Source organism: Hymenobacter ruber (assembly GCF_054783255.1).
Genome location: NZ_BAAGQX010000003.1, coordinates 1 through 18,264 on the forward strand (window position 1 = coordinate 1; position 18,264 = coordinate 18,264).

18 protein-coding genes and 1 tRNA gene are annotated in these 18,264 nt (G+C 58.4%); 3 read left to right on the forward strand and 16 right to left on the reverse strand.

Translation table 11 applies throughout. From position 1 onward, the window contains the following. From ACYVM5_RS07120 to rpmH, 11 genes are all read right to left on the reverse strand, one after another. Positions 1-190: hypothetical protein (locus ACYVM5_RS07120; protein WP_460617446.1), on the reverse strand; the 190-nt coding region annotated here is incomplete at its 3' end. A 286-nt stretch (positions 191-476) separates the two neighbouring features. Continuing rightward, a complete protein-coding gene (locus ACYVM5_RS07125; protein ID WP_460617447.1) occupies positions 477-1,808 on the reverse strand; it encodes a serine hydrolase in 1,332 nt (443 codons plus the stop codon). A 67-nt stretch (positions 1,809-1,875) separates the two neighbouring features. After that, positions 1,876-3,144 (reverse strand): hypothetical protein, encoded by a 1,269-nt coding sequence (locus ACYVM5_RS07130; RefSeq protein ID WP_460617448.1) that lies wholly within the window; start codon positions 3,142-3,144, stop codon positions 1,876-1,878. A gap of 121 nt (positions 3,145-3,265) precedes the next feature. Then, the gene (locus ACYVM5_RS07135; protein WP_460617449.1) at positions 3,266-4,612 is read right to left on the reverse strand and encodes an APC family permease; all 1,347 of its coding nucleotides are present in this window, start codon (positions 4,610-4,612) and stop codon (positions 3,266-3,268) included. Positions 4,613-4,888: 276 nt separating this feature from the next. After that, complete coding sequence (locus ACYVM5_RS07140) at positions 4,889-5,416, reverse strand: DUF2480 family protein (protein ID WP_460617450.1); 528 nt, start codon at positions 5,414-5,416, stop codon at positions 4,889-4,891. A gap of 77 nt (positions 5,417-5,493) precedes the next feature. Then, on the reverse strand, positions 5,494-6,189 hold the full coding sequence (tsaB, locus tag ACYVM5_RS07145) for a tRNA threonylcarbamoyladenosine biosynthesis protein TsaB (protein WP_460617451.1): 696 nt from the start codon (positions 6,187-6,189) through the stop codon (positions 5,494-5,496). 4 nt (positions 6,190-6,193) lie between these two features. Then, a complete protein-coding gene (locus ACYVM5_RS07150) occupies positions 6,194-6,526 on the reverse strand; it encodes a DUF6678 family protein (protein WP_460617452.1) in 333 nt (110 codons plus the stop codon). Positions 6,527-6,562: 36 nt separating this feature from the next. After that, on the reverse strand, positions 6,563-6,877 hold the full coding sequence (locus tag ACYVM5_RS07155) for a hypothetical protein (RefSeq protein ID WP_460617453.1): 315 nt from the start codon (positions 6,875-6,877) through the stop codon (positions 6,563-6,565). A gap of 66 nt (positions 6,878-6,943) precedes the next feature. Next, positions 6,944-8,638 (reverse strand): S41 family peptidase, encoded by a 1,695-nt coding sequence (locus ACYVM5_RS07160; RefSeq protein ID WP_460617454.1) that lies wholly within the window; start codon positions 8,636-8,638, stop codon positions 6,944-6,946. A 30-nt stretch (positions 8,639-8,668) separates the two neighbouring features. Beyond that, positions 8,669-9,118: a ribonuclease P protein component gene (gene rnpA / locus ACYVM5_RS07165; protein ID WP_460617455.1), complete on the reverse strand. Its 450-nt coding sequence runs from the start codon at positions 9,116-9,118 to the stop codon at positions 8,669-8,671. Positions 9,119-9,276: 158 nt separating this feature from the next. Beyond that, entirely contained in the window at positions 9,277-9,435 is a 159-nt protein-coding gene (gene rpmH / locus ACYVM5_RS07170; RefSeq protein WP_208177842.1) for a 50S ribosomal protein L34, read from the reverse strand. A 143-nt stretch (positions 9,436-9,578) separates the two neighbouring features. Between rpmH and ACYVM5_RS07175 the strand changes: the two genes are divergently transcribed. Continuing rightward, positions 9,579-11,312: a M61 family metallopeptidase gene (locus ACYVM5_RS07175; RefSeq protein WP_460617456.1), complete on the forward strand. Its 1,734-nt coding sequence runs from the start codon at positions 9,579-9,581 to the stop codon at positions 11,310-11,312. A gap of 78 nt (positions 11,313-11,390) precedes the next feature. On the opposite strand, the gene ACYVM5_RS07180 is transcribed toward ACYVM5_RS07175, so the two are convergent. The 3 genes from ACYVM5_RS07180 to ACYVM5_RS07190 form a co-directional block, all read right to left on the reverse strand. After that, positions 11,391-11,639 carry a hypothetical protein gene (locus tag ACYVM5_RS07180; RefSeq protein ID WP_198069054.1) on the reverse strand — a complete coding sequence of 83 codons (249 nt, stop codon included), beginning with the start codon at positions 11,637-11,639 and terminating at the stop codon, positions 11,391-11,393. Between the two features lie 139 nt (positions 11,640-11,778). Beyond that, positions 11,779-12,720 carry a carbohydrate kinase family protein gene (locus tag ACYVM5_RS07185; RefSeq protein WP_460617457.1) on the reverse strand — a complete coding sequence of 314 codons (942 nt, stop codon included), beginning with the start codon at positions 12,718-12,720 and terminating at the stop codon, positions 11,779-11,781. A gap of 108 nt (positions 12,721-12,828) precedes the next feature. Then, a tRNA-His gene (locus tag ACYVM5_RS07190) sits at positions 12,829-12,902 on the reverse strand. Between the two features lie 238 nt (positions 12,903-13,140). Here ACYVM5_RS07190 and ACYVM5_RS07195 point away from each other — a divergent pair. Continuing rightward, the gene (locus ACYVM5_RS07195) at positions 13,141-14,550 is read left to right on the forward strand and encodes a DEAD/DEAH box helicase (protein ID WP_460617458.1); all 1,410 of its coding nucleotides are present in this window, start codon (positions 13,141-13,143) and stop codon (positions 14,548-14,550) included. 91 nt (positions 14,551-14,641) lie between these two features. On the opposite strand, the gene ACYVM5_RS07200 is transcribed toward ACYVM5_RS07195, so the two are convergent. Together ACYVM5_RS07200 and upp are read right to left on the reverse strand one after the other, a co-directional pair. Beyond that, on the reverse strand, positions 14,642-15,094 hold the full coding sequence (locus ACYVM5_RS07200) for a small multi-drug export protein (RefSeq protein WP_198075932.1): 453 nt from the start codon (positions 15,092-15,094) through the stop codon (positions 14,642-14,644). Positions 15,095-15,209: 115 nt separating this feature from the next. Continuing rightward, complete coding sequence (gene upp, locus ACYVM5_RS07205) at positions 15,210-15,920, reverse strand: uracil phosphoribosyltransferase (RefSeq protein WP_460617459.1); 711 nt, start codon at positions 15,918-15,920, stop codon at positions 15,210-15,212. Between the two features lie 268 nt (positions 15,921-16,188). Between upp and ACYVM5_RS07210 the strand changes: the two genes are divergently transcribed. Beyond that, positions 16,189-18,228: a capsule assembly Wzi family protein gene (locus ACYVM5_RS07210; protein WP_460617460.1), complete on the forward strand. Its 2,040-nt coding sequence runs from the start codon at positions 16,189-16,191 to the stop codon at positions 18,226-18,228. Positions 18,229-18,264: the final 36 nt, after the last annotated feature.

Genomic DNA, 18,264 nt, shown 5'->3' on the forward strand with positions numbered 1-18,264 from the left:
GGCTGATATTCAGCCTGTTTTTCTTCTTTTCGTTTCCCCTTCTTGCGATTGGGAGTGCAAAGGTAAGAAGAAGTTTTGGAGTGGCAAGTGAACCGTGAAAATTTTTATTTTTCCTCGCCCCACTTTTCAATCCGCTTCCGCCTCCTATCGAAGCGGGGTGCAAAGGTAAGGTGCTTTTTTCGGCTTTCACAAGCGCTTTCGAAATTTAATTTTCGAGGGCTTCTGCGAGGCGGCACGGGTGGCAATACAAGTAATGCTAGCGTGAAGTTCCTGACCTGTCAATTTTTCTGTAGAGCGGTTGCTGCGGCAGAACCCTATGCCCTGTTGGCGATTGGGAGTGCAAAAGTAGGAGGAATTTCTGGGGTGGCAAGGGGTGGTGAGCAACTTTTGCTGGAAATAACCGTAGCGCAGGCGGTTTTGATGAGGCGCGCCGTTTGGAATCAGACACTTATAGAACAGCGGTTTTTTAGAAAATTTTAGCGAATTGGCTCGGGGGCGAAGAATTCGGTGAGGTTGGGGCGGTATTGGTGGGGGCGTTGGGACTCGTATTGCTGGATTTGGCGGCCTAGTTGGGCGAGGAATGGGAGGCCGATGCTGTCGTATTCATAGGCACCGTCGTTGATGATGCCGTCTTGATTGACGTAGAGGACGGCGCTGAGCAGGAATTCTGAATGGTGGAGGGAGTCGGCGAAGTAGGCGATATCGGCGAGATAGCCGTGGGACATGCCGACGATGTTGTAGATGCGCAAGGTGGATTGGTGGGGGATTTCGGGGTTGCGGCCGTAGTAGAGGTATTTTTTGTAGGCGTCGAAGTAGCGGGCGGGGGCGTAGAGGTGGAAGCCGGATTCGTGGGGGGTAGCGTGGAGGTAGCGGCGCAGGAAGGCGTAATCGGTTGGGGTGAGGCGGAGGCGCTGGGCGGCAGGGACGGATTCGGGGAAGAGGATGCTTTGGAGGAGGGCGGTGATATCAGGAAGCGGGAGGTGATTGGCGGTGGTGAAATCGTAGGGCTCGGGGATGATGCGGCCTCCGGCTTGATGGGCGCGGCCTTTGAGGGCGCGGCCGAGGGGGCTGCGGTAGGCGGTGGGGTTGTATTGGGCGGGCTGCTTATATATAGTGTCGCCTTGAGGGGTGTGGAAGCTGATGGGGTTGGTGTGGCGGTTGGCGACGGTGTCGCAGGGGGCGAAGCGGCGAGTGATGCGGGCGTTGGGGTAGCCGAGTTCCTGGAGACGTTGATTGAGGGGGCGCTGACCGAGGAATTCGTAGAGGCGGTTGTAGGCGACGTTGTCGCTAACTAAGAGCATGCGCTTAATGTAGTTGCCGACGGTGGCGGTGCGGTCGCTGTCGGCCGGGGCGGCGAAGGGGACGGAGGTTTGGCAGCGCCAGGCGGTGCCGGTGGCCATGATGGTGCGGCGGGTGACTGCCGGCTGATGGAGGTCGTTGAGCTTTTCGAGGGAGAGGGCTACTACGGGAAGTTTGACCAAGCTGGCGGGATTGAAGTATTGCTGGGGGTTGAGATGGTAGGTGTGCGGAATAAAGGTGGGACGATTCTGGGCGTCGCGGTTGATTTGGGTATAGATGATTTGGAGCTCGTATTGGGGATTGGTGGCGACGCGCTTTAGTAGGGAGTTGGCATTTAGAAGGGAATCTAGTAGTGGAGAATCGCCGGGCGGGAACTTCCCCCCCCGCCCCACTCTCCCCAAGAGAGGGGGAGCCAGTTGGCTGCTTGCGGCAAGAGTGGTTATTGCTAGTAAAAAGGCAACTCCTATTATATAGTATAAGGTGGAGGGGGATTGGCGGAGCGTTTTCATAGGATAGCGAAATGAAAAGGGCCGTGATGTTGCCACCACGGCCCTGTGGGGCTGTTTTGTTGCGAAGTTAGTCGGCCAGGGGGACCAGACGCTTGGCAAGAAGGAGGTTGGAATCGGTCTGGCGCCAGTTGTAGCCGGTGCCGAAGGGGAGCGGCTTGGGTTTATTCACCGTGTCGTGGTAGGCGGCAGTGAGTTCGGGCTGGTATTGCTTGGCGAAGAGGTTGATGGGGCGGCGGTAGGTGCCGTAGTAATTGAACTGCCAGGCACCTTTCTGGAAGTACTTCATGGCGATGCCGGAGTCGTCTTGCAGGATGTAGCGACTGCGGCGGAGGACGGTGCGGCGCACTTTATTGAAATACGACTTGTGCATGAGGTAGGTGGCCGATTTCACGTAGGTGGTGAGGGGGCCGAGGTGACGCACAAATTCGAGCGGGGCGCTTTTGGAGGTGAGTTTCCAGTCGCTGAGGTCGGCCGAGAAGTAGTAGACGGTTTTGGGCTGGCCGTTGGGGGCGCGGAGCTTCATTTCGACGCCGGGAATGGCTTTTGGGTCGGGGGTTTGGGTGGTGTCTTTGGGTGCGTCGAGGAGTTTGCCAGCGGCATCGAGCTGCACGGGGCGGATGGCGGTGATTTGGTTGCCGGTGCGGGCGGCGAAGAGCATCATGAGCGGCAAAGCTCCGTCGAGTTCAACCGATTTCAGGTCCACGGCCATGTCGTTGGTGCGGAAGAAACTGAAATTGAGCACCGACCAGAGCGAGGTTTTGACGGCGGGCAGCAGCTTGGGATTTTCGAGAGAAGTGCGGGCGGGGATGCTGCCGACGGGCTCAAGCCCCATCAGGACGTAGGTCTGGCTGGTGGGGAACATCGTGACGACGTTCAGGAAATCGGGGCCGCTGAAGGGGTAGAAGATGGTGGGGCTGCTGGCGTGCACCGAATCGAGCTCGGTGTTGGCCCACTGGGTCATGCGGGTGGTGTGGGTGGCGCGGTATTTATCCCAGCTTTTGTCCTGGTCTTTGGCAAAGGCTTGCCAGGCGGGCGTGGCGGCCAGGGTAGTGAGGTCGCTGTGCTGGCTGGGCTGCAGGCCACCGAGGAACAGGGCCACGTCCTGAGCGTAGGCAGTATCGGGGGCGGTGAGGCGGTTGGGACGCGGGGTAGTAGCGGCAGTTTTATCCGGCGTGGCGGCGGGCGACTTGGTGGAGTCGATGGCATCGGCCGTGGTGGCCATGGTTTCTTCCTTGGCGGAAGTCGCGGTTTCGGTTTTGGTGTTCGACTCGGAGCAAGCAGAAAGCAAGAGCAGGGCGGCGGGCAACAGCCGGAACGCAGCGGTGCGGAGGGACATTAGCTATAGGAATGATTGAAAGTGCAAGTTACGGTGGGTCGTTCTGACGGTACGCCTCGCCCCCGCCCCCTCTCCGATGGCGAGGGATAGCCCGACGAGGCCGATAAGTGAATGGGAGATTTTAATGGCTGTTGCGGCTGGAAGCTTGTTCCGCAGCCGGGCGGCCGAGGCGCGTGGTGATGAAGTAGACCAATGCGCCAACAGCCAGCGTGGCCAAGCCATACAGGGATTCCCACGGTTTGTCGCGCAGAATGAAAACCAGCGTCCAGCCACTGAGAACCAGGAAAAGTAGTGGGGTGAAGGGGTAGCCCCAAGCACGGTAGGGGCGCGGAACTTCGGGGTGACGCCAACGGAAAACAAACAGGCCGAGCACCGTGAGGAAAGTGAACAGGTTCAGCACAAAGCCGGCGTAGACCAGCACGCCCTGGAAACTGGGCTTGAGGATGAAGGCCAAGGTGATGGCGGTTTGGAGCAGCAGGGCGCGGACGGGGATGTCGGCGCGGCTTTTAGGGGCGAGGAAGCGCAGAGCGGGCAGGTCCTCCCCCATCGTCTGGACGATGCGGGGGCCGGCGAAAATCATCGAGCTGATGGTGGAAACAAGCAATCCGGCAATGACGCCGCCCATCAGCCGGCCGCCGAGCGGACCGAAAAGCGAGGTGGCCGCCACAAAGCCCACTTCGACCTGCCCCTTCAATCCGTCAATTGACGTGGAGCGTAGGAACACATAATTCAACCCTACATATAATAGAAGTACGACGGCGGTGCCGGCCAGCAGAATGCGCGAGAGGTTGCGCTTGGGGTTTTCGATTTCGCCGGTGACGTACACGGCAGCATTCCAGCCGGAGTAGGCGTAGCTCACATACACGAGGCTGACGGCGAAAGCGGGGCTGAGCAGCGCCTGCCAGCCGGCGGCATCGGGCAGGAAGCTGATGGGCTGCCCCTCCCCGACCACCATGCCCGCGCCGATGAACACGACCAGCACGCCCACTTTGAGGGCCGTAATGATGATTTGCAGGCGGCTGCCGACGCGGGTACTGCTGCCGTGAACCAGCGTGAGGGCCAGCACCACGGCCACCGACAGCCCCTGCGGATGCAGCCCCGGCCATACACTTTTGGCATATTGCCCGAGTGCTAAGGCCGCCAAAGCCGTGGGGGCCGCAAAGCCCACCGTGGCCGATACCCAGCCCGAGAGGAACCCGAGCGCGGGGTGATAAATCTTGCTTAAATAGTGGTATTCGCCCCCCGAGCGGGGCATGGCCGCCGCCAGCTCGGCATAGCTCACGGCCCCGCAGAGGGCAATGAGGCCGCCCACCAGCCACAGCATTAGCAGCGCAAAACCGCTCTGAATGCCCATCACCTGAAACCCGAGGCTGGTGAAAACGCCCGTGCCCACCATGTTGGCAATGACGATGGCCGCGCCGGTGAGAAAGGTGATTTTGTACGGACTAACCGGAGAAGAGGCGGGCATAAAGCAAAGTTGGCGGAATCCCAAAAGTACAGCCGGCTACCCCGTCCAAACAGCTTGCCCACTGCTTCGAACACCCAGCCCGGCCTTTCAAACCCTTTCCCCGCCTCTTCGAACACCGTTCCCGGCTTCACGAACAGTCTCCCCACTCCTTCAAACACCGTTTCCGGCTTTACGAACAGTCTTCCCGTCCTTACAAACACCGTTCCCGGCCTTACGAACACCTTTCCCGAGGTCGGGAAGACTGTTCGTAAGGCCGGGAACGGTGTTCGAAATGCTTTATTCCACCACGCTGGCGGCCTTGGGCTTCTTATACAGCGGCACGGTGCTGCACGGCTCGCCGTACATGATGCTGCTGGTAACGGGCAGCAGCTTTTGCATGATGGCCACGTAGGCGAAGGTGGGCACGGGCTTGTCGCCGCAGCCTTTTACCACCACTTTGGCATCGCGGTATTCTTCGGCATCAATCGCGGCGATGGCTTCTTCGAACAGTGACTGCTCCAGCGCGTCGAGGTTGCCGAAGACGTAGCGGTGGGCGTGGCCCTGCAGCTTGGTGGCGAGCAGCATGTAGGCCCAGGTGGGCACAATGGCATCGGCCGAGCAGATGATAGCCACGTTTTTGCCGTCGTACTGCGTCCAGTCGTGGGTTTTCACGAACTCGCGGAAGTCCTTCTCGCGCAGCATCAGGCCGTGGAAAAGGTTATCCTTGATGTCGTACACCACCCGCTCGCCGGGGTGGATGAATTCTTCCAGGTTGAAAGTGACAAGGCCGGAATTGGCGACGCGGTTGACGAAAAGGGGTTCCATGTGCTGTAGCGCGGACTTTGTAGTCCGCGAATTAAAAATGCGTAGAATCGTTGGACTCGCGGACTACAAAGTCCGCGCTACTTTGCTTTCGGCGTGGTCGTGTACACTTCCTTCAGGTAAAACGGCTCGTAGTACGCCACGTCCTGAAATTCCTGTCGGTGAAACGCTGCCACGCCCAACTGTCCCACGGCAATAGCCGAAGGCTCAATCCCCGCCAGGAAACCAGCATTCGCCTGCTCCCCCAGCAGCGCCTGAAACTTCGCCGCGCCGTGACCGAAGAACAACACGGAATGGTGGGCCAATTGTTCGGCCAGCGTATCCGCATCGAGAATGAGCGGCGTGGGCGCCAGCACCTCCTGCCCCTCATGGGTATAAAGCGCGGCGTACACTTCCTGCCGCCGGGCATCCAGCATGGGGCAGAACAGATATTTCTCCGGCCGGGCAGTGCCGGCGGCTACCTGCGCGGCCAGCGCCCGCAACGTGCTCACGGCCACCAGCGGAATATCCAGCGCGAAGCACAGGCCCTTGGCGGCGGCCCCGCCAATGCGCAGGCCGGTATAAGAACCCGGCCCGTCGCTCACGGCCACGGCGGCAAGGTCAGCAATCTGGTGGCCGGTGTTTTCGAGCAGCTGCTCGATGAGCACGGTGAGGTGGGTGGAGTGCGACTTATCGAGCCGCAACTCAGACTGGCCGACCAAGGAGCCGTCGGCCACGCGGTGCAGGGCCACTGAGCAGACGGGCGAAGAGGTTTCGAGAGAGAGGATTAAATTCATTTAACTAATTGGTAAGTGCATCAAACGGTATTCTTACCATGCCGTCAACTATTCTATATTCCACGCCTTCTTGCTGAAGGAGCGAGGCAATTTGCTCCAAATGATTCCATTGTTTGGGGGCGACTAGTCTACCTATTCTTTCTACCACAGTAGGATTGATTTCAAGCCACTCAACCTCCCTAAATGGCCAAGGGCCATTTAATTCGATATATCCTCTTACGGGTAACCAGATACCCATATTGCCCCAAGCTTCTGGTGAGTCATCATGCTTCAATTTGAGTCTTGGTTGACACTTAAGTCTATTTGATAAGGCAGCAATTTTCTCAATTCGAGTCATAAAAGACAATTGGAGCAGATTTTCTCCTTTTGAGCATTACAAATTATAATCCTGCGCATCCTCAAGCATTCGGCTAATGAATGCGCCGTCGTTTGCAAACAGCTCTATCATAGGACAAAGATTTGTTTCGGCTTTACCGCTCCAAGTCAGATGAACCAACGCTAATTCGAAATCAGATTTCTCATCTCGCACTTCAAAAAGAACGTCATCACAATCAACTCGCCGACCTATTGCCTGCACCTTGAACTTCGACAGAACATTATCACGCGAAAGCTCACGGCGTAATTCTGCCTCAAACGAAGCTTGTTCGCTGCCGACAGCTACCCAAGGCTCTATAAAATCTATCAGCATCTGGAGTTTTAACAAAAAAAGCAGGCACCTTTCAGCGCCTGCTTTTTTACTTAACGCAGCTCAAAATTACTTCGTCCCGGCCGACTTGCGGGCGCTGGCGGCCTGGCCCGTGGGCTTCAGCAGCGCGGCGTAGCGGTTTGGGTCGTTCAGGACGGCGACGGCGGCGATGATGTTGGGGTCGTCGTCGAAGCCGGCTTCGGTGCGGCCCTTCTCGAAGTAGTAGCGCGACACGATTTCCTGCTCCAGCAATTCCTTGATTTCGGGCTTGAAACGTTGCAGGTCGTTGGCCTTGTTCACGGTCACTTTCTTGCGGATGGCTTCGAGTTCCAGCTTCACGTCATCGTAGTGCTTTTCCTCTTTCACCTTCTTACTGAGGTCGGTGAGCGCCTTTTCGGCGTCGGTGCTGTAGCTGATGTTCTTGCCTTGCAGGTAGGCCACGAACTTCTGGTAGTCCACGTCCGAGAGCTTGAACTGGCGGGCGGGCACGATGGTGGGGTGCTCGGCGCGGTAGCGGGTGGCGTAGTCGAAGAGGTAGCTTTTCTGGAGCAGAATGCGGGTAATGTCGGCGATTTCGCGGTCCTGCACCTCAATGTCGGGGGCCACGCCGCCGCCGTCGTACACGGTGCGGCCGGCGGTAGTTTTGAAGGCCGTGCGCAGCGAATCGGGGAATTTGCCCAGCGTACCGTCGTCAGCGCGGTGCGCGTAGTCGATTTCCTGGATGCAGCGGCCGCTCGGGATGTAGTATTTGGCGGTCGTCACCTTCAGCTGCGAGTTGTAGCTGAGGGGGCGGGTGGCCTGCACGAGGCCCTTGCCGAAGGTGCGCTCGCCCACGAGCACAGCGCGGTCGTAGTCCTGCAGCACGCCCGACACGATTTCCGAGGCCGACGCCGAGCGGTTGCTCGTGATGATGGCAATCGGAATCTGGGTATCAAGCGGCACATCGAGCGCCTTGTATGTTTTGTTCCACTCCGTCACTTTGCCCTTGGTGCTCACCACGTCGAGCCCCTTGTCGATGAAGAGGTTGGAGATATTTACGGCTTCGTTCAGCAGGCCGCCGGGGTTGTCGCGGATATCGAACACGATTTTCTTCGCGCCTTGCTCCTTGAGTTTGGTCACGGCGGTGCGCACTTCCTTGCCCGCATCGACGGTGAAGCCGCCGAGTTGGAAGTAGCCCACATCGCCGGAAATCATACCGGTGTAGGGCACATTATCCACCTGAATTTTATCGCGGGTGATGTCGATTTCGATGGGTTTGTCCTGGCCGTAGCGCGTCACCATGAGCTTCACCATCGAGTTGGCCTGGCCCTTGAGGAGCTTACTGATGTCAGAATTCGACTTTTTATCGACCACCACGCCGTTGATGTCAAGGATTTCATCGCCGGGGAGCAGGCCGGCTTTCTGGGCCGGATAGCCTTCGTAGGCGCTTTGCACCACGGTTTTGCCGTTGCGCTTCACCACCGACGCCCCGATGCCGCCGTATTGCCCGGTGGTCATGGTGCGGAAGTCCTCGATGTCGTCCTCCGGAATGTAATTGGTGTAAGGGTCGAGCGAGCGCAGCATGGCGTCGATGCCCGTTTTCACCAGCTTGGCGGGCGTCACCTCGTCAACGTAATAGGTGTTGACTTCCTTGAAGAGCGTGGCGAAAATGTCCAGGTTCTTGGCAATCTCGAAGTACCGCTCATTATCGGAAGCGGCTCGGAAAGAAACCAGACCCAGCGTGCCCACAGCTAGGGTAGCGAGTAGCTTTTTACGGATAGTCATACGAAATACAGGTAGCGGGTCAACACGAATCTACGGGGTCGGCGGCGAAGCAGATGCTGCTTCGATAGTCGTGCCCAGCAAACGATGGAAAGCGGAAATTAATTTTTTTTCCACCAACGTTAGCGGACTTTTTTCCTTCCCCGTGAAGATAATACCCAGCAGAGCGATTTCGTGCCCATTGGGTTGCTCCGTAAGCCGATATTTATTGAGCCGATACGCCTCCCGGATGAGCCGCTTGAGCCGGTTGCGGTCGACGGCCCGCTTGAATGTGCGCTTGCTCACGCTGATGAGCACCTGCGGCGGGGCCGTGGTGGGCGCGGCGCTTTTGATGTAGACGATGCGCAACGGGTAAACGCCAAAAGAGGAACTCTGCTTGCTGAACAGCTCTTCGATGAGCTTCTTGCGGCACAGGTGTTCCTCTTTGGGAAAAGTGTATTTCCGGGCTGCCAGCGGGGCACTGGTAGCGGTTTGTTCGTTCACGTTCCTCACTTATTGGACTGCTGCCTCGGCAGCAAAACACTATTTTGGAAAGGCCAAAAATAGCGAAGCCGCATTGCAGCGACAGAAATTACGCTGTCTCAGCAATGCGGCAATCGGCTAGCTAACAGCCCGAAGCTGTGCGCTAACGGCTAAAAAGACTAGCGCTTGTGCTTGCCTTCGTCGGATACGGTGAGGCGCTTGCGGCCTTTGGCACGACGACGGGCCAGCACGTTGCGGCCGTTGGCGGTTTCCATGCGAAGACGGAAGCCATGCTTGTTAACGCGCTTGCGTTTCGAAGGTTGGAAGGTACGTTTCATATCAAAGAATCTTAAAAAGACGAGTTTCGAGTTGGGCCGGCAAAGGTACGGGCTTTGGCTGGAAAAGACAAGGGCCTCAGCCACTTTTACGCGGGGGACGTTAGCGGGCAGTAGCTTTAGACCCGTTTAACCCCGTTTTGGCGATGATTCACTACCACGTTTCCTACGAAAACCCGCTCACGTTTTACCTGCAAATCCAACTCACGCTGGACGTTGTGGCCGATGCTACCGCTCCGCTGGAGCTTCAGCTCCCCGCCTGGCGGCCCGGCCGCTACGAGCTGCAAAACTTCGCGCAGAAGATTCAGCGCGTGGTGGTTGAGGACGCTGCCACCAGCCAGCCCCTCCCCTACCGCAAGCTCACCAAAGACCGGTGGGAGGTGCCCAATGCCGCTGGCCGCAGCGTGCGGGTGCGCTACAACTTCTACGCCCACCAGATGGATGCCGGCGGCTCCTGGCTCGATGAGACGCAGCTGTACCTAAACCCCGTGCAGGCCCTGATGTATGCCGAAGGACGACAGCTGGAGGAATGCGAATTGACCTTAGCGCTTCCGAAAGAATGGCAGATAGCCTGTGGATTGAAGCAGACCGCGCCGAATGTGCTTTTCGCGAAGGATTTCGACCAACTGGCGGATTCACCGCTCATTGCCAGCCCCACGCTTACGCATCAGGAGTACGACGCGGGCGGGCTGCCCTTCCACGTCTGGGTGCAGGGCGAGGCGCTGGTGAACTGGCCCAAGCTGCTGGCTGATTTCAAGGCGTTTTCGGAGGAGCAGCTAACGATGTTCGGTGGCTTTCCGGTGGCGGACTACCATTTCCTGAACCAGTTTCTACCCTACAAGCACTACCACGGCGTGGAGCATCACAACTCCACGGTGATTACGCTGGGGCCGGCCGAGCTGATTATGAGCGAGGGCCTGTACAAGGAACTGCTGGGTGTAAGCTGCCACGAGCTGTTTCACACCTGGAACATCAAGAGCATTCGGCCGGCCGAAATGCAGCCCTACGACTACAGCCGTGAGAACTACTTCCGCACCTGCTTCATCGCGGAGGGCATCACGACCTATTACGGCGAGTACCTGCTGGCCCGCAGCCATGTGCGCACGCCGGCGCAATATTTTGAGGAGTTGAACATCGTATTGCGCAAGCATTACGACGATGCCGGTGGCGAAAACCTCTCGCTGGCTGATGCCAGCATGGACCTTTGGCTCGATGGCTACAAGCCCGGCGTGCCCGACCGCAAGGTATCGGTGTACCACAAGGGCACGCTGGCGGCCATGCTCCTAGATTTGACCATCCGGCAGCTTTCCGGCCATGCCCGCAGCCTGGATGATGTGATGCGGCGGCTGTACGAGGAGTTCGGTAAAACCGGCATCGGCTACACCGAGGCGGACTATATGCGCATTGTGAACGAGGTGGCCGGGCGCGATATGCACGCCTATTTCGACAAGTTCATCTACGGGACCGCGCCGCTGCAGGAGCCGCTCGACCGGGTGCTGCACACCGTGGGCTGCCAGCTGCTGGTGGGCGAAAATGCTTCCGCCTCAGAAGGCCATTTCGGTTTCCGCACAGTGGTGAAGAATGAGCGCACGGAGGTCACCGCCATCTGGCCCAACTCGCCCGCCGCGGCGGCCCTGACCGTGGACGATGAAATCGTGGCCGTGAATGGTCGTCGCGTGGACATGAACCTGCAAAGCCTGCTCAGCACCGACGAAGCGGCTTACGAAGTGAGCGTGTTCCGCCAGAACCGGCTGCTGACGGTGACGCTGGCCGCCACACCGGGCATCAGCTTCGGGCAACGCTATGCAATTGACCGGCTGGACACGGCCGATGCAGCGCAGCAGCGCGGGTTTCAGCAGTGGCTGGGGTGGGAGTTTTAGCAGATTGATTCCAAAATACAAAAAGCCCCACCGGACTAATCCAGTGGGGCTTTTTACTCTTTGGCAAATGATAATGGCTTAGTGCTTGGAGTCGCCGCCCTTGCCCACGCTGCCCTTATCGACCGACATGGGCTTGTTGCCTTGTGGGTTGCTGCGAGTGTTGTGCACGCCTTTGCCAGCGCTATTGCCGTCGGTGGTGTTGCCGTGGGCCGATACGTTGGTGGTGTTCGGGGATTGCACCTGGGTGCTCTTCCGTTTCGTGTTAGCCGCTGGATTAACGGACGTTTTATCGTTCTGCAGGTCGGTGTCTTTCTTAGCGAGTCCCATGGCGAGTTCAAGGTTAGGTGGACGATAGAAAGGTGTACCCTTCTGCGACAAAAAAGTTGCGCCCCAAGGCAACGCGTCGTAACGCGTTTCCCTGGGGCGCATTCATTAAAATCAACCGACCAGAACCGTGTCGGGCGTACTAAGCGGGCTGAATGGTCAGCACCGAAGCCGGCACCACTTTCACCAGCTCGGCAAACTGCGCTTCGCGGGCTTCCACTTCCTCAGTCGAGAGGTTCAGCAAACGCTCGGTGCCGAACTTCTCAACACAGAACGAGGCCATGGCCGAACCGTGAATCACGGCGCGCTTCATGTTTTCGAAGCTGATGTCGTCGGTAGCGGCCAGGTGGCCGATGAAGCCGCCCGCAAACGTGTCACCGGCACCGGTCGGGTCGAATACTTCTTCCAGCGGCAGCGCCGGGGCATAGAAAATCTTGTTCTTGTGGAAGAGCAGAGCGCCGTGTTCGCCTTTCTTAATGATGAGGAATTTCGGCCCCATGCCCATGATTTTCTTGGCGGCCTTCACCAGCGAGTACTCGCCGGAGAGCTGGCGGGCTTCCTCGTCGTTGATGCTCAGCACGTCCACCATTTCGATGGTGGCAATGAGTTCTTCGAGGGCAATGTCCATCCAGAAGTTCATCGTGTCCATCACAATCAGCTTGGGGCGGTTCACGAGACGCTGGATGACGAGACGCTGCACCTGCGGGGCCAAGTTGCCCAGCATGAGGTATTTGCAGTCCTGGTAGGCATCCGGGATGATGGGGTCGAAATCGGCCAGCACATTAAGCTCGGTCACGAGGGTTTCGCGCGAGTTCAGGTCCTTGGAGTAGATGCCCGACCAGAAGAACGACTTCTCGCCCTGCTTCACTTGCAGGCCTTCCACGTCCACGCCGTGCTCTTCGAGCAGCAGGATGTCGGACTGCGGGAAGTCATCGCCCACCACGGCCACCAGCTTCACGGGCTTCAGCGAGTAGGAGGCCGAGAGGCTGATGTAGGTGGCGGCGCCGCCGATGATTTTATCGGTTTTGCCGAAAGGCGTTTCCAGGGCGTCGAATGCAACGCTGCCGATGACGAGCAAGCTCATGTAAGTAAAATGTGGTGAATAAAAACGTTCAAATTAAAGCCGCATTAAAACGGATTCATTGCAAGCAACAAAAAAGTCCCCGGATAATTCCGGGGACTTTTTCTGATGGGTAAATAATGGGGCTCGAACCCACGACCTTCGGAATCACAATCCGACGCTCTAACCAGCTGAGCTATATCTACCAGGTTTGTTTTGGTGGTGCAAAGATAGAAAAAGAATGTGGAATGAGGCAAAAAAAGTTCTGGGCTGGCGCTATCGTACATCGTAGAACGTCATGCAGAGCGCAGCGAAGCATCTTTATTGCAGTAGTAATCAATGCTAACGTAACGAAGCAGTAAAGATGCTTCGCTGCGCTCTGCATGACCGTTCTTTTTGAACCGTCTTGCCCTTGCCCGCCTGAAAAATCCCGACCTTTGCCGGATGGAACCCAATACCACCCCGTCGTTCAACGATTTCAAGCTCAACAAACAACTTCTTTCTGCCGTGGCCGCGGCGGGCTTCACCGACCCTACGCCGGTGCAGGTGCAGACCATTCCGCTGCTGCTGGCCGGGCACGACGTGTTGGGCATTGCCCAAACCGGTACGGGCAAAACGGCTGCTTTCGGCCTGCCACTTTTGATGAAGGTGAAATACGCCCAGGGCACCAACCCGCGGGCGCTGGTGCTGGCCCCCACCCGCGAGCTGGCCATGCAGATTGAGAAGCACCTGAAAGCGCTGGCCGTGAACACGGACCTGCGCATTTTTGCCATTTACGGCGGCCTGGGGCCAAAAACGCAAATTGAAACCATTGCCGAAGGCCTCGACATACTGGTGGCCACGCCGGGCCGGCTGCTGGAAATTTACCTGAAAGGCGCGGTGCGCCTCACCGACCTGAAAACGCTGGTGATGGACGAGGCCGACAAGATGATGGACATGGGCTTTATGCCCCAGATTCGGCGGATTCTGGAAATCATCCCGCGCAAGCGGCAGAACGCGCTGTTCTCGGCCACCATGCCCGACCGGGTGACGACGCTGAGCGAGGAATTCCTGGAATTCCCGGTGCGCGTGGAGGTGAGCCCGCCGGCCAAAACGGCCTCCACGGTATCGCAGGTGCTGTATGAGGCGCCCAACCTGCTCACCAAAATCAACCTGCTGCACTTTCTGCTCTATCGCGACATCGATACGATGACGCGGGTGCTGCTCTTCTGCCGCACCAAACAGCACGCCGACCAGGTGGCGCACTTTCTGGAGCGCAAGGCCCCGGCCGGCGAGGTGCGCGTGATTCACGGCAACAAGGGCCAGAACGCGCGCATGAACAGCATGGACTCCTTCAAGGCGGGGGAGGTGCGCTACATGGTGGCCACCGACGTGGCCGCGCGCGGCATCGACGTGCCGCAGGTGACGCACGTTATCAATTTTGATGTGCCGATTGTGCACGACGACTACGTGCACCGCATCGGGCGCACGGGCCGGGCGCAGCATACGGGCGCGGCCATCACCTTCGCCAACGAGGCCGAAATGGTGCACGTGGCCGAGATTGAGCAACTCATCAACCAGAAAATCGAGCTGCTGCCGCTGCCCGAAGAAGTGGTGGTGGAAGAAACGCCCTTCGAGGAGCAGCAGAAAATGGGCCGCGAGCTCGACGACCGCCGCAAAAAGCTGGACCCCACCTTCAAGGGCGCTTTCCACGAGAAAAAGGAGTGGATTAAGCCCGGCGTGACGATTGACAAGCGCACCGGCAAGCCCTTTGTGGAAGGCCAGAAAAAGAGCACGAAAGGCTCGAAGGCTTTCGTGGGCAAGAAGGGCGGCTCGAACCCTGGCGTGAAGGCGCTGAAACGACGGGGACGGTAATTCTTAGCAGTAGTTAGTGATAAACGGTTAGGGGTTAGTGTCGTTCAACTAGACAGAACGGTACTAACCCCTAACCGTTTATTACCAACCACTACTTACCGTGGTGCAGCAGGTGCCCGAAGTGGATGCTGACGAAGGTGAGGGCCGCGCCCCAAAACACCGCGCTCAGAAACATGTGAAGCAGGATGCGCTGCCGCGGCACGCCCAGCAGCGTGGCGATGACCGTGCCACCGATGGGCGACAGCAAAATGGGCGTGAGGAAGGCAATGCCGCCCATCCCAAACTTGCGGAACACCTTAATAATGTTGCGCGATTTTTTGGAGAAAATGGGCTCCCGCCGCAGGCGGCGCTGCTTCTGGCGGTGCTGCATCCAGACGCGGCCCACGCCGGAAAAGATGAACACACTGGTCATCATGCCGGCCACGGTGAGGGCCAGCGTGGGCCAGAAGTGCAGGCCCATGGAAGTACCGGCCAGTGGGCCGCCCAAAAACTTGACCGTGCTCAACAGGAACACGGACGCGCATTTAATGGCGGGGTGAAGCACGACGAAACGAAAAGGCAGGCGGGTGAGGGGGAAACGGCAACGCGGGGTGGGCGCCTTGCAAAGATACCCCGTTTGGTGGGGTAGGGTTCCATTATCAACCCTGGGAAATTGGGCGCTACAGCTTACTGCCGTAGCTCAGGTCGCCGGCATCGCCCAGACCGGGGACGATGTAGGCATGCTCGTTTAGCTTTTCATCGATGGCGGCTACCCACAGCGTGGCTTCGGGAATTTCGCGGGCCACGTAGGCCAGGCCCTCGGGCGAGGCGATGACGGCGGCAATGTGCACCTGGCGCGGCATGCCAAAACGCAGCATGGCGCGGTAGGTTTGCACCAGACTCTTGCCCGTGGCCAGCATAGGGTCGGCCAGGATGAGCACCCGCTCATCGAGGCTGGGAGCGGATAAATAGTCGACCTGAACCTGCACCTGAGCGGTGCCTTCGATGCGGTAGGCGGCCACAAAGGCGCTGGGCGACTGGTCGAAATAATTCAGGAAACCTTGATGAAAAGGTAACCCGGCGCGCAGCACAGTGGCCAGGATGGGGAAGTCGTGGAGCAGTTTGCCGGTGGTTTCGGCCAGCGGCGTCTGGATGGCTTTGTCGGTGTAGCTGAGGTGGGCGCTGATGCGGTAGGCGATGATTTCGCCCAGGCGCTGCAGGTTGCGGCGGAAACGGAGGCTGTCTTTTTGCACATCTTTGTCGCGCAGCTCGGCCAGAAAATGGTTGGCAATGCTGGGCTCGGCGCAAACGACGTGGATGTTGGCCCGGGCCTCGGCAGCATCGGGAGTGGCGGTGGCCGAAGCGGCGGAGGAAGGAAGCGACGTGGCCATACAGACAGGATTTTGATGAAGGCGACCGGGCAAACGGCTCGGCCGGCACCCCGAAGTTGGCACAAAAACGGGCGGCAGGCAAGGAAGCGGGCAGGAATTCGTCTTCGTGTCCACGGTTCGACGGCACATTCGTGGAGGAACAGCGGCGGTGCCGTAGTCGTCCTTTTCCACCCGCCAACGGCTGGCTGCGTAGGTTTGTTAAAAAATGGTGACGCCCGGCTTTTATCCCGGAAGCGAGGCGTCGGTTTTATTCGGATTATCTGATTTTATGTCTAAATCTCTGCTACTAACGGCTGTTACGGCACTACTGACCGGCGCGGCAGCGGCCCAAACACCGGCGGCAACTCCTGCCGGTACGCCAGCCCCCGCTGCCCCCACCGAGAAATCGCCTTGGCTGATTTTCGACCAGCCGCTTGATACGGTAGCTACCCCACGGGCCAAGCGCCAGCCCCGGGAAAAAGCCGTGCGCAGTGCCGCCGAAACCCGCTCCCCACGTACTGCTGCGCCACGTCCGGCCCGGGTTTCGCGCAGTGGCTTTGAGGCCACGCAGGGCACGACTTACGTACCGCTCGACCAGGATACTTACCGGCTGATTGACCGCTACGCCATCAAGTTTGGGCCGGATGTGCAAGGCGACCCGCATACCAGTGTACGACCTTACTCCCGGGCTGCTATCGCACGCATGGGAATGCGAATGACTTATGCTGACGATGATTCCATAGGGGCTTATCGCCGTGATTCTACCTTGCGGATTTCATTTTCAAAAGCCGATAGATTCAATGCTGTCTATCTATTACGTGACAACTGGAATAACGCAGCCGTTAAAATCAAGCAAAACCAAGGATTTAGCCCCGTTCGAGACTACTTTAACGATGCTGGTAGCACATCGGACCTTTATTATAATGTCAGCCCCGACTTTACGCTGCGCGTGAACCCGGTGGCGCTGCTGGCCATCGGCAAAGACAACAAGAATATCGATGGCGCGAGCTACGTGAACACCCGCGGCGTGCAGATTGAGGGCACCATCGACCAGCGCCTGGGCTTTTATGCGTTTTTGGCCGATAACCAGGAGGGTGTGCCGCAGTACGTGCGCAACCGCGTGGAGCGCGACACCATTGTGCCGCACGAAGGCTACTTCAAGCCCTACAAAGTGGCGCAGCTGGGCCAGAATAACCAGTATGACTTCTTCTCAGCGCGGGGCTATATCACCTACGCGGCCACCAAGCATATCAACGTGCAGCTGGGGCACGACCGGAATTTCATCGGCAACGGCTACCGCTCGCTGATTTTGTCGGATTACAGCGCGCCGTATTTCTTTCTAAAACTGAACACGCGCATCTGGAAATTCAACTACCAGAACCTGTTTGCCGAACTGGCCGCTCAGAAGCGCAACGCTGACCAGGTGTACCCCAAAAAATACCTGGCGCTGCATCACCTGAGCCTGGATGTGACCGATAATTTCAACATCGGCGTGTTTGAATCGGTGATAGCCGGCTCGGCCAGCAACCGCTTCGAGCTGCAATACCTGAACCCGGTTATCTTCTACCGCGCCATCGAGCAGAACGTGGGTTCGCCCGACAATGCCATGCTGGGCATGGATTTCAAGTGGAATATCCTGCACACCGCGCAACTCTATGGGCAGGTGGTGCTGGACGAGTTTAAGCTGAGCGAAATCCGCGCCGGGAATGGCTGGTGGAGCAACAAGCAGGCGGTGCAGGTGGGCGCCAAGTACATCGACGTAGCCGGCATCCGCAACCTCGATTTGCAGGCCGAAGTCAACTACATCCGGCCCTACACCTACCAGCACGTATCGTATTACACGGCTTACACCAATTACCAGCAGCCCCTCGCCCACCCCATGGGCGCCAACCTGACCGAGGTGCTGGGCGTGCTCAGCTACCAGCCCCTGCCCCGCCTGAACCTGGTGGCGAAAGCCATTTACACCGAGCAAGGGCTGGATTACGGCTACGATGCCGCTGGCAATGTCATCACTAAGGGCCCGTTGAGCAACGATGTCCCCGAAGCCGGAATCACGCCGGGCCGCATTGCTAACTACGGCGGCAACCCGCTCGTGCCTTACAACTCGCACCCGATGGACTATAACAACCGCACCGGCCAGGGCAACAAGAGCCGCCTGCTCCACACCGATTTCACGGCCACCTACCAGCCCCGCCTGAACCTGTTTCTGGACGCCAAGCTCATTGCCCGGCACCAAACCTACTCCCTCACTCCGGCCGCCAACGTGAACGAGGTGTACGCCTCGCTAGCCGTGCGCTGGAATATTGCGCAGCGTTTACATGAATTTTAAGCTGCGTCAGCCGCTGCCGAATTTGAAGTAACTGCT

What these genes read in the sequence shown, in the direction of transcription:
- ACYVM5_RS07135 (WP_460617449.1), bottom strand. Translation starts at nt 4,612, where the DNA reads ATGCCCGCCTCTTCTCCGGTTAGTCCGTACAAAATCACCTTTCTCACC.
- ACYVM5_RS07175 (WP_460617456.1), top strand. Translation starts at nt 9,579, where the DNA reads ATGATTCACTACCACGTTTCCTACGAAAACCCGCTCACGTTTTACCTG.
- rpmH (WP_208177842.1), bottom strand. Translation starts at nt 9,435, where the DNA reads ATGAAACGTACCTTCCAACCTTCGAAACGCAAGCGCGTTAACAAGCAT.
- ACYVM5_RS07130 (WP_460617448.1), bottom strand. Translation starts at nt 3,144, where the DNA reads ATGTCCCTCCGCACCGCTGCGTTCCGGCTGTTGCCCGCCGCCCTGCTC.
- ACYVM5_RS07140 (WP_460617450.1), bottom strand. Translation starts at nt 5,416, where the DNA reads ATGGAACCCCTTTTCGTCAACCGCGTCGCCAATTCCGGCCTTGTCACT.
- ACYVM5_RS07150 (WP_460617452.1), bottom strand. Translation starts at nt 6,526, where the DNA reads ATGACTCGAATTGAGAAAATTGCTGCCTTATCAAATAGACTTAAGTGT.
- upp (WP_460617459.1), bottom strand. Translation starts at nt 15,920, where the DNA reads ATGGCCACGTCGCTTCCTTCCTCCGCCGCTTCGGCCACCGCCACTCCC.
- ACYVM5_RS07185 (WP_460617457.1), bottom strand. Translation starts at nt 12,720, where the DNA reads ATGAGCTTGCTCGTCATCGGCAGCGTTGCATTCGACGCCCTGGAAACG.
- ACYVM5_RS07125 (WP_460617447.1), bottom strand. Translation starts at nt 1,808, where the DNA reads ATGAAAACGCTCCGCCAATCCCCCTCCACCTTATACTATATAATAGGA.
- ACYVM5_RS07160 (WP_460617454.1), bottom strand. Translation starts at nt 8,638, where the DNA reads ATGACTATCCGTAAAAAGCTACTCGCTACCCTAGCTGTGGGCACGCTG.
- ACYVM5_RS07195 (WP_460617458.1), top strand. Translation starts at nt 13,141, where the DNA reads ATGGAACCCAATACCACCCCGTCGTTCAACGATTTCAAGCTCAACAAA.
- ACYVM5_RS07180 (WP_198069054.1), bottom strand. Translation starts at nt 11,639, where the DNA reads ATGGGACTCGCTAAGAAAGACACCGACCTGCAGAACGATAAAACGTCC.
- tsaB (WP_460617451.1), bottom strand. Translation starts at nt 6,189, where the DNA reads ATGAATTTAATCCTCTCTCTCGAAACCTCTTCGCCCGTCTGCTCAGTG.
- ACYVM5_RS07210 (WP_460617460.1), top strand. Translation starts at nt 16,189, where the DNA reads ATGTCTAAATCTCTGCTACTAACGGCTGTTACGGCACTACTGACCGGC.
- ACYVM5_RS07155 (WP_460617453.1), bottom strand. Translation starts at nt 6,877, where the DNA reads ATGCTGATAGATTTTATAGAGCCTTGGGTAGCTGTCGGCAGCGAACAA.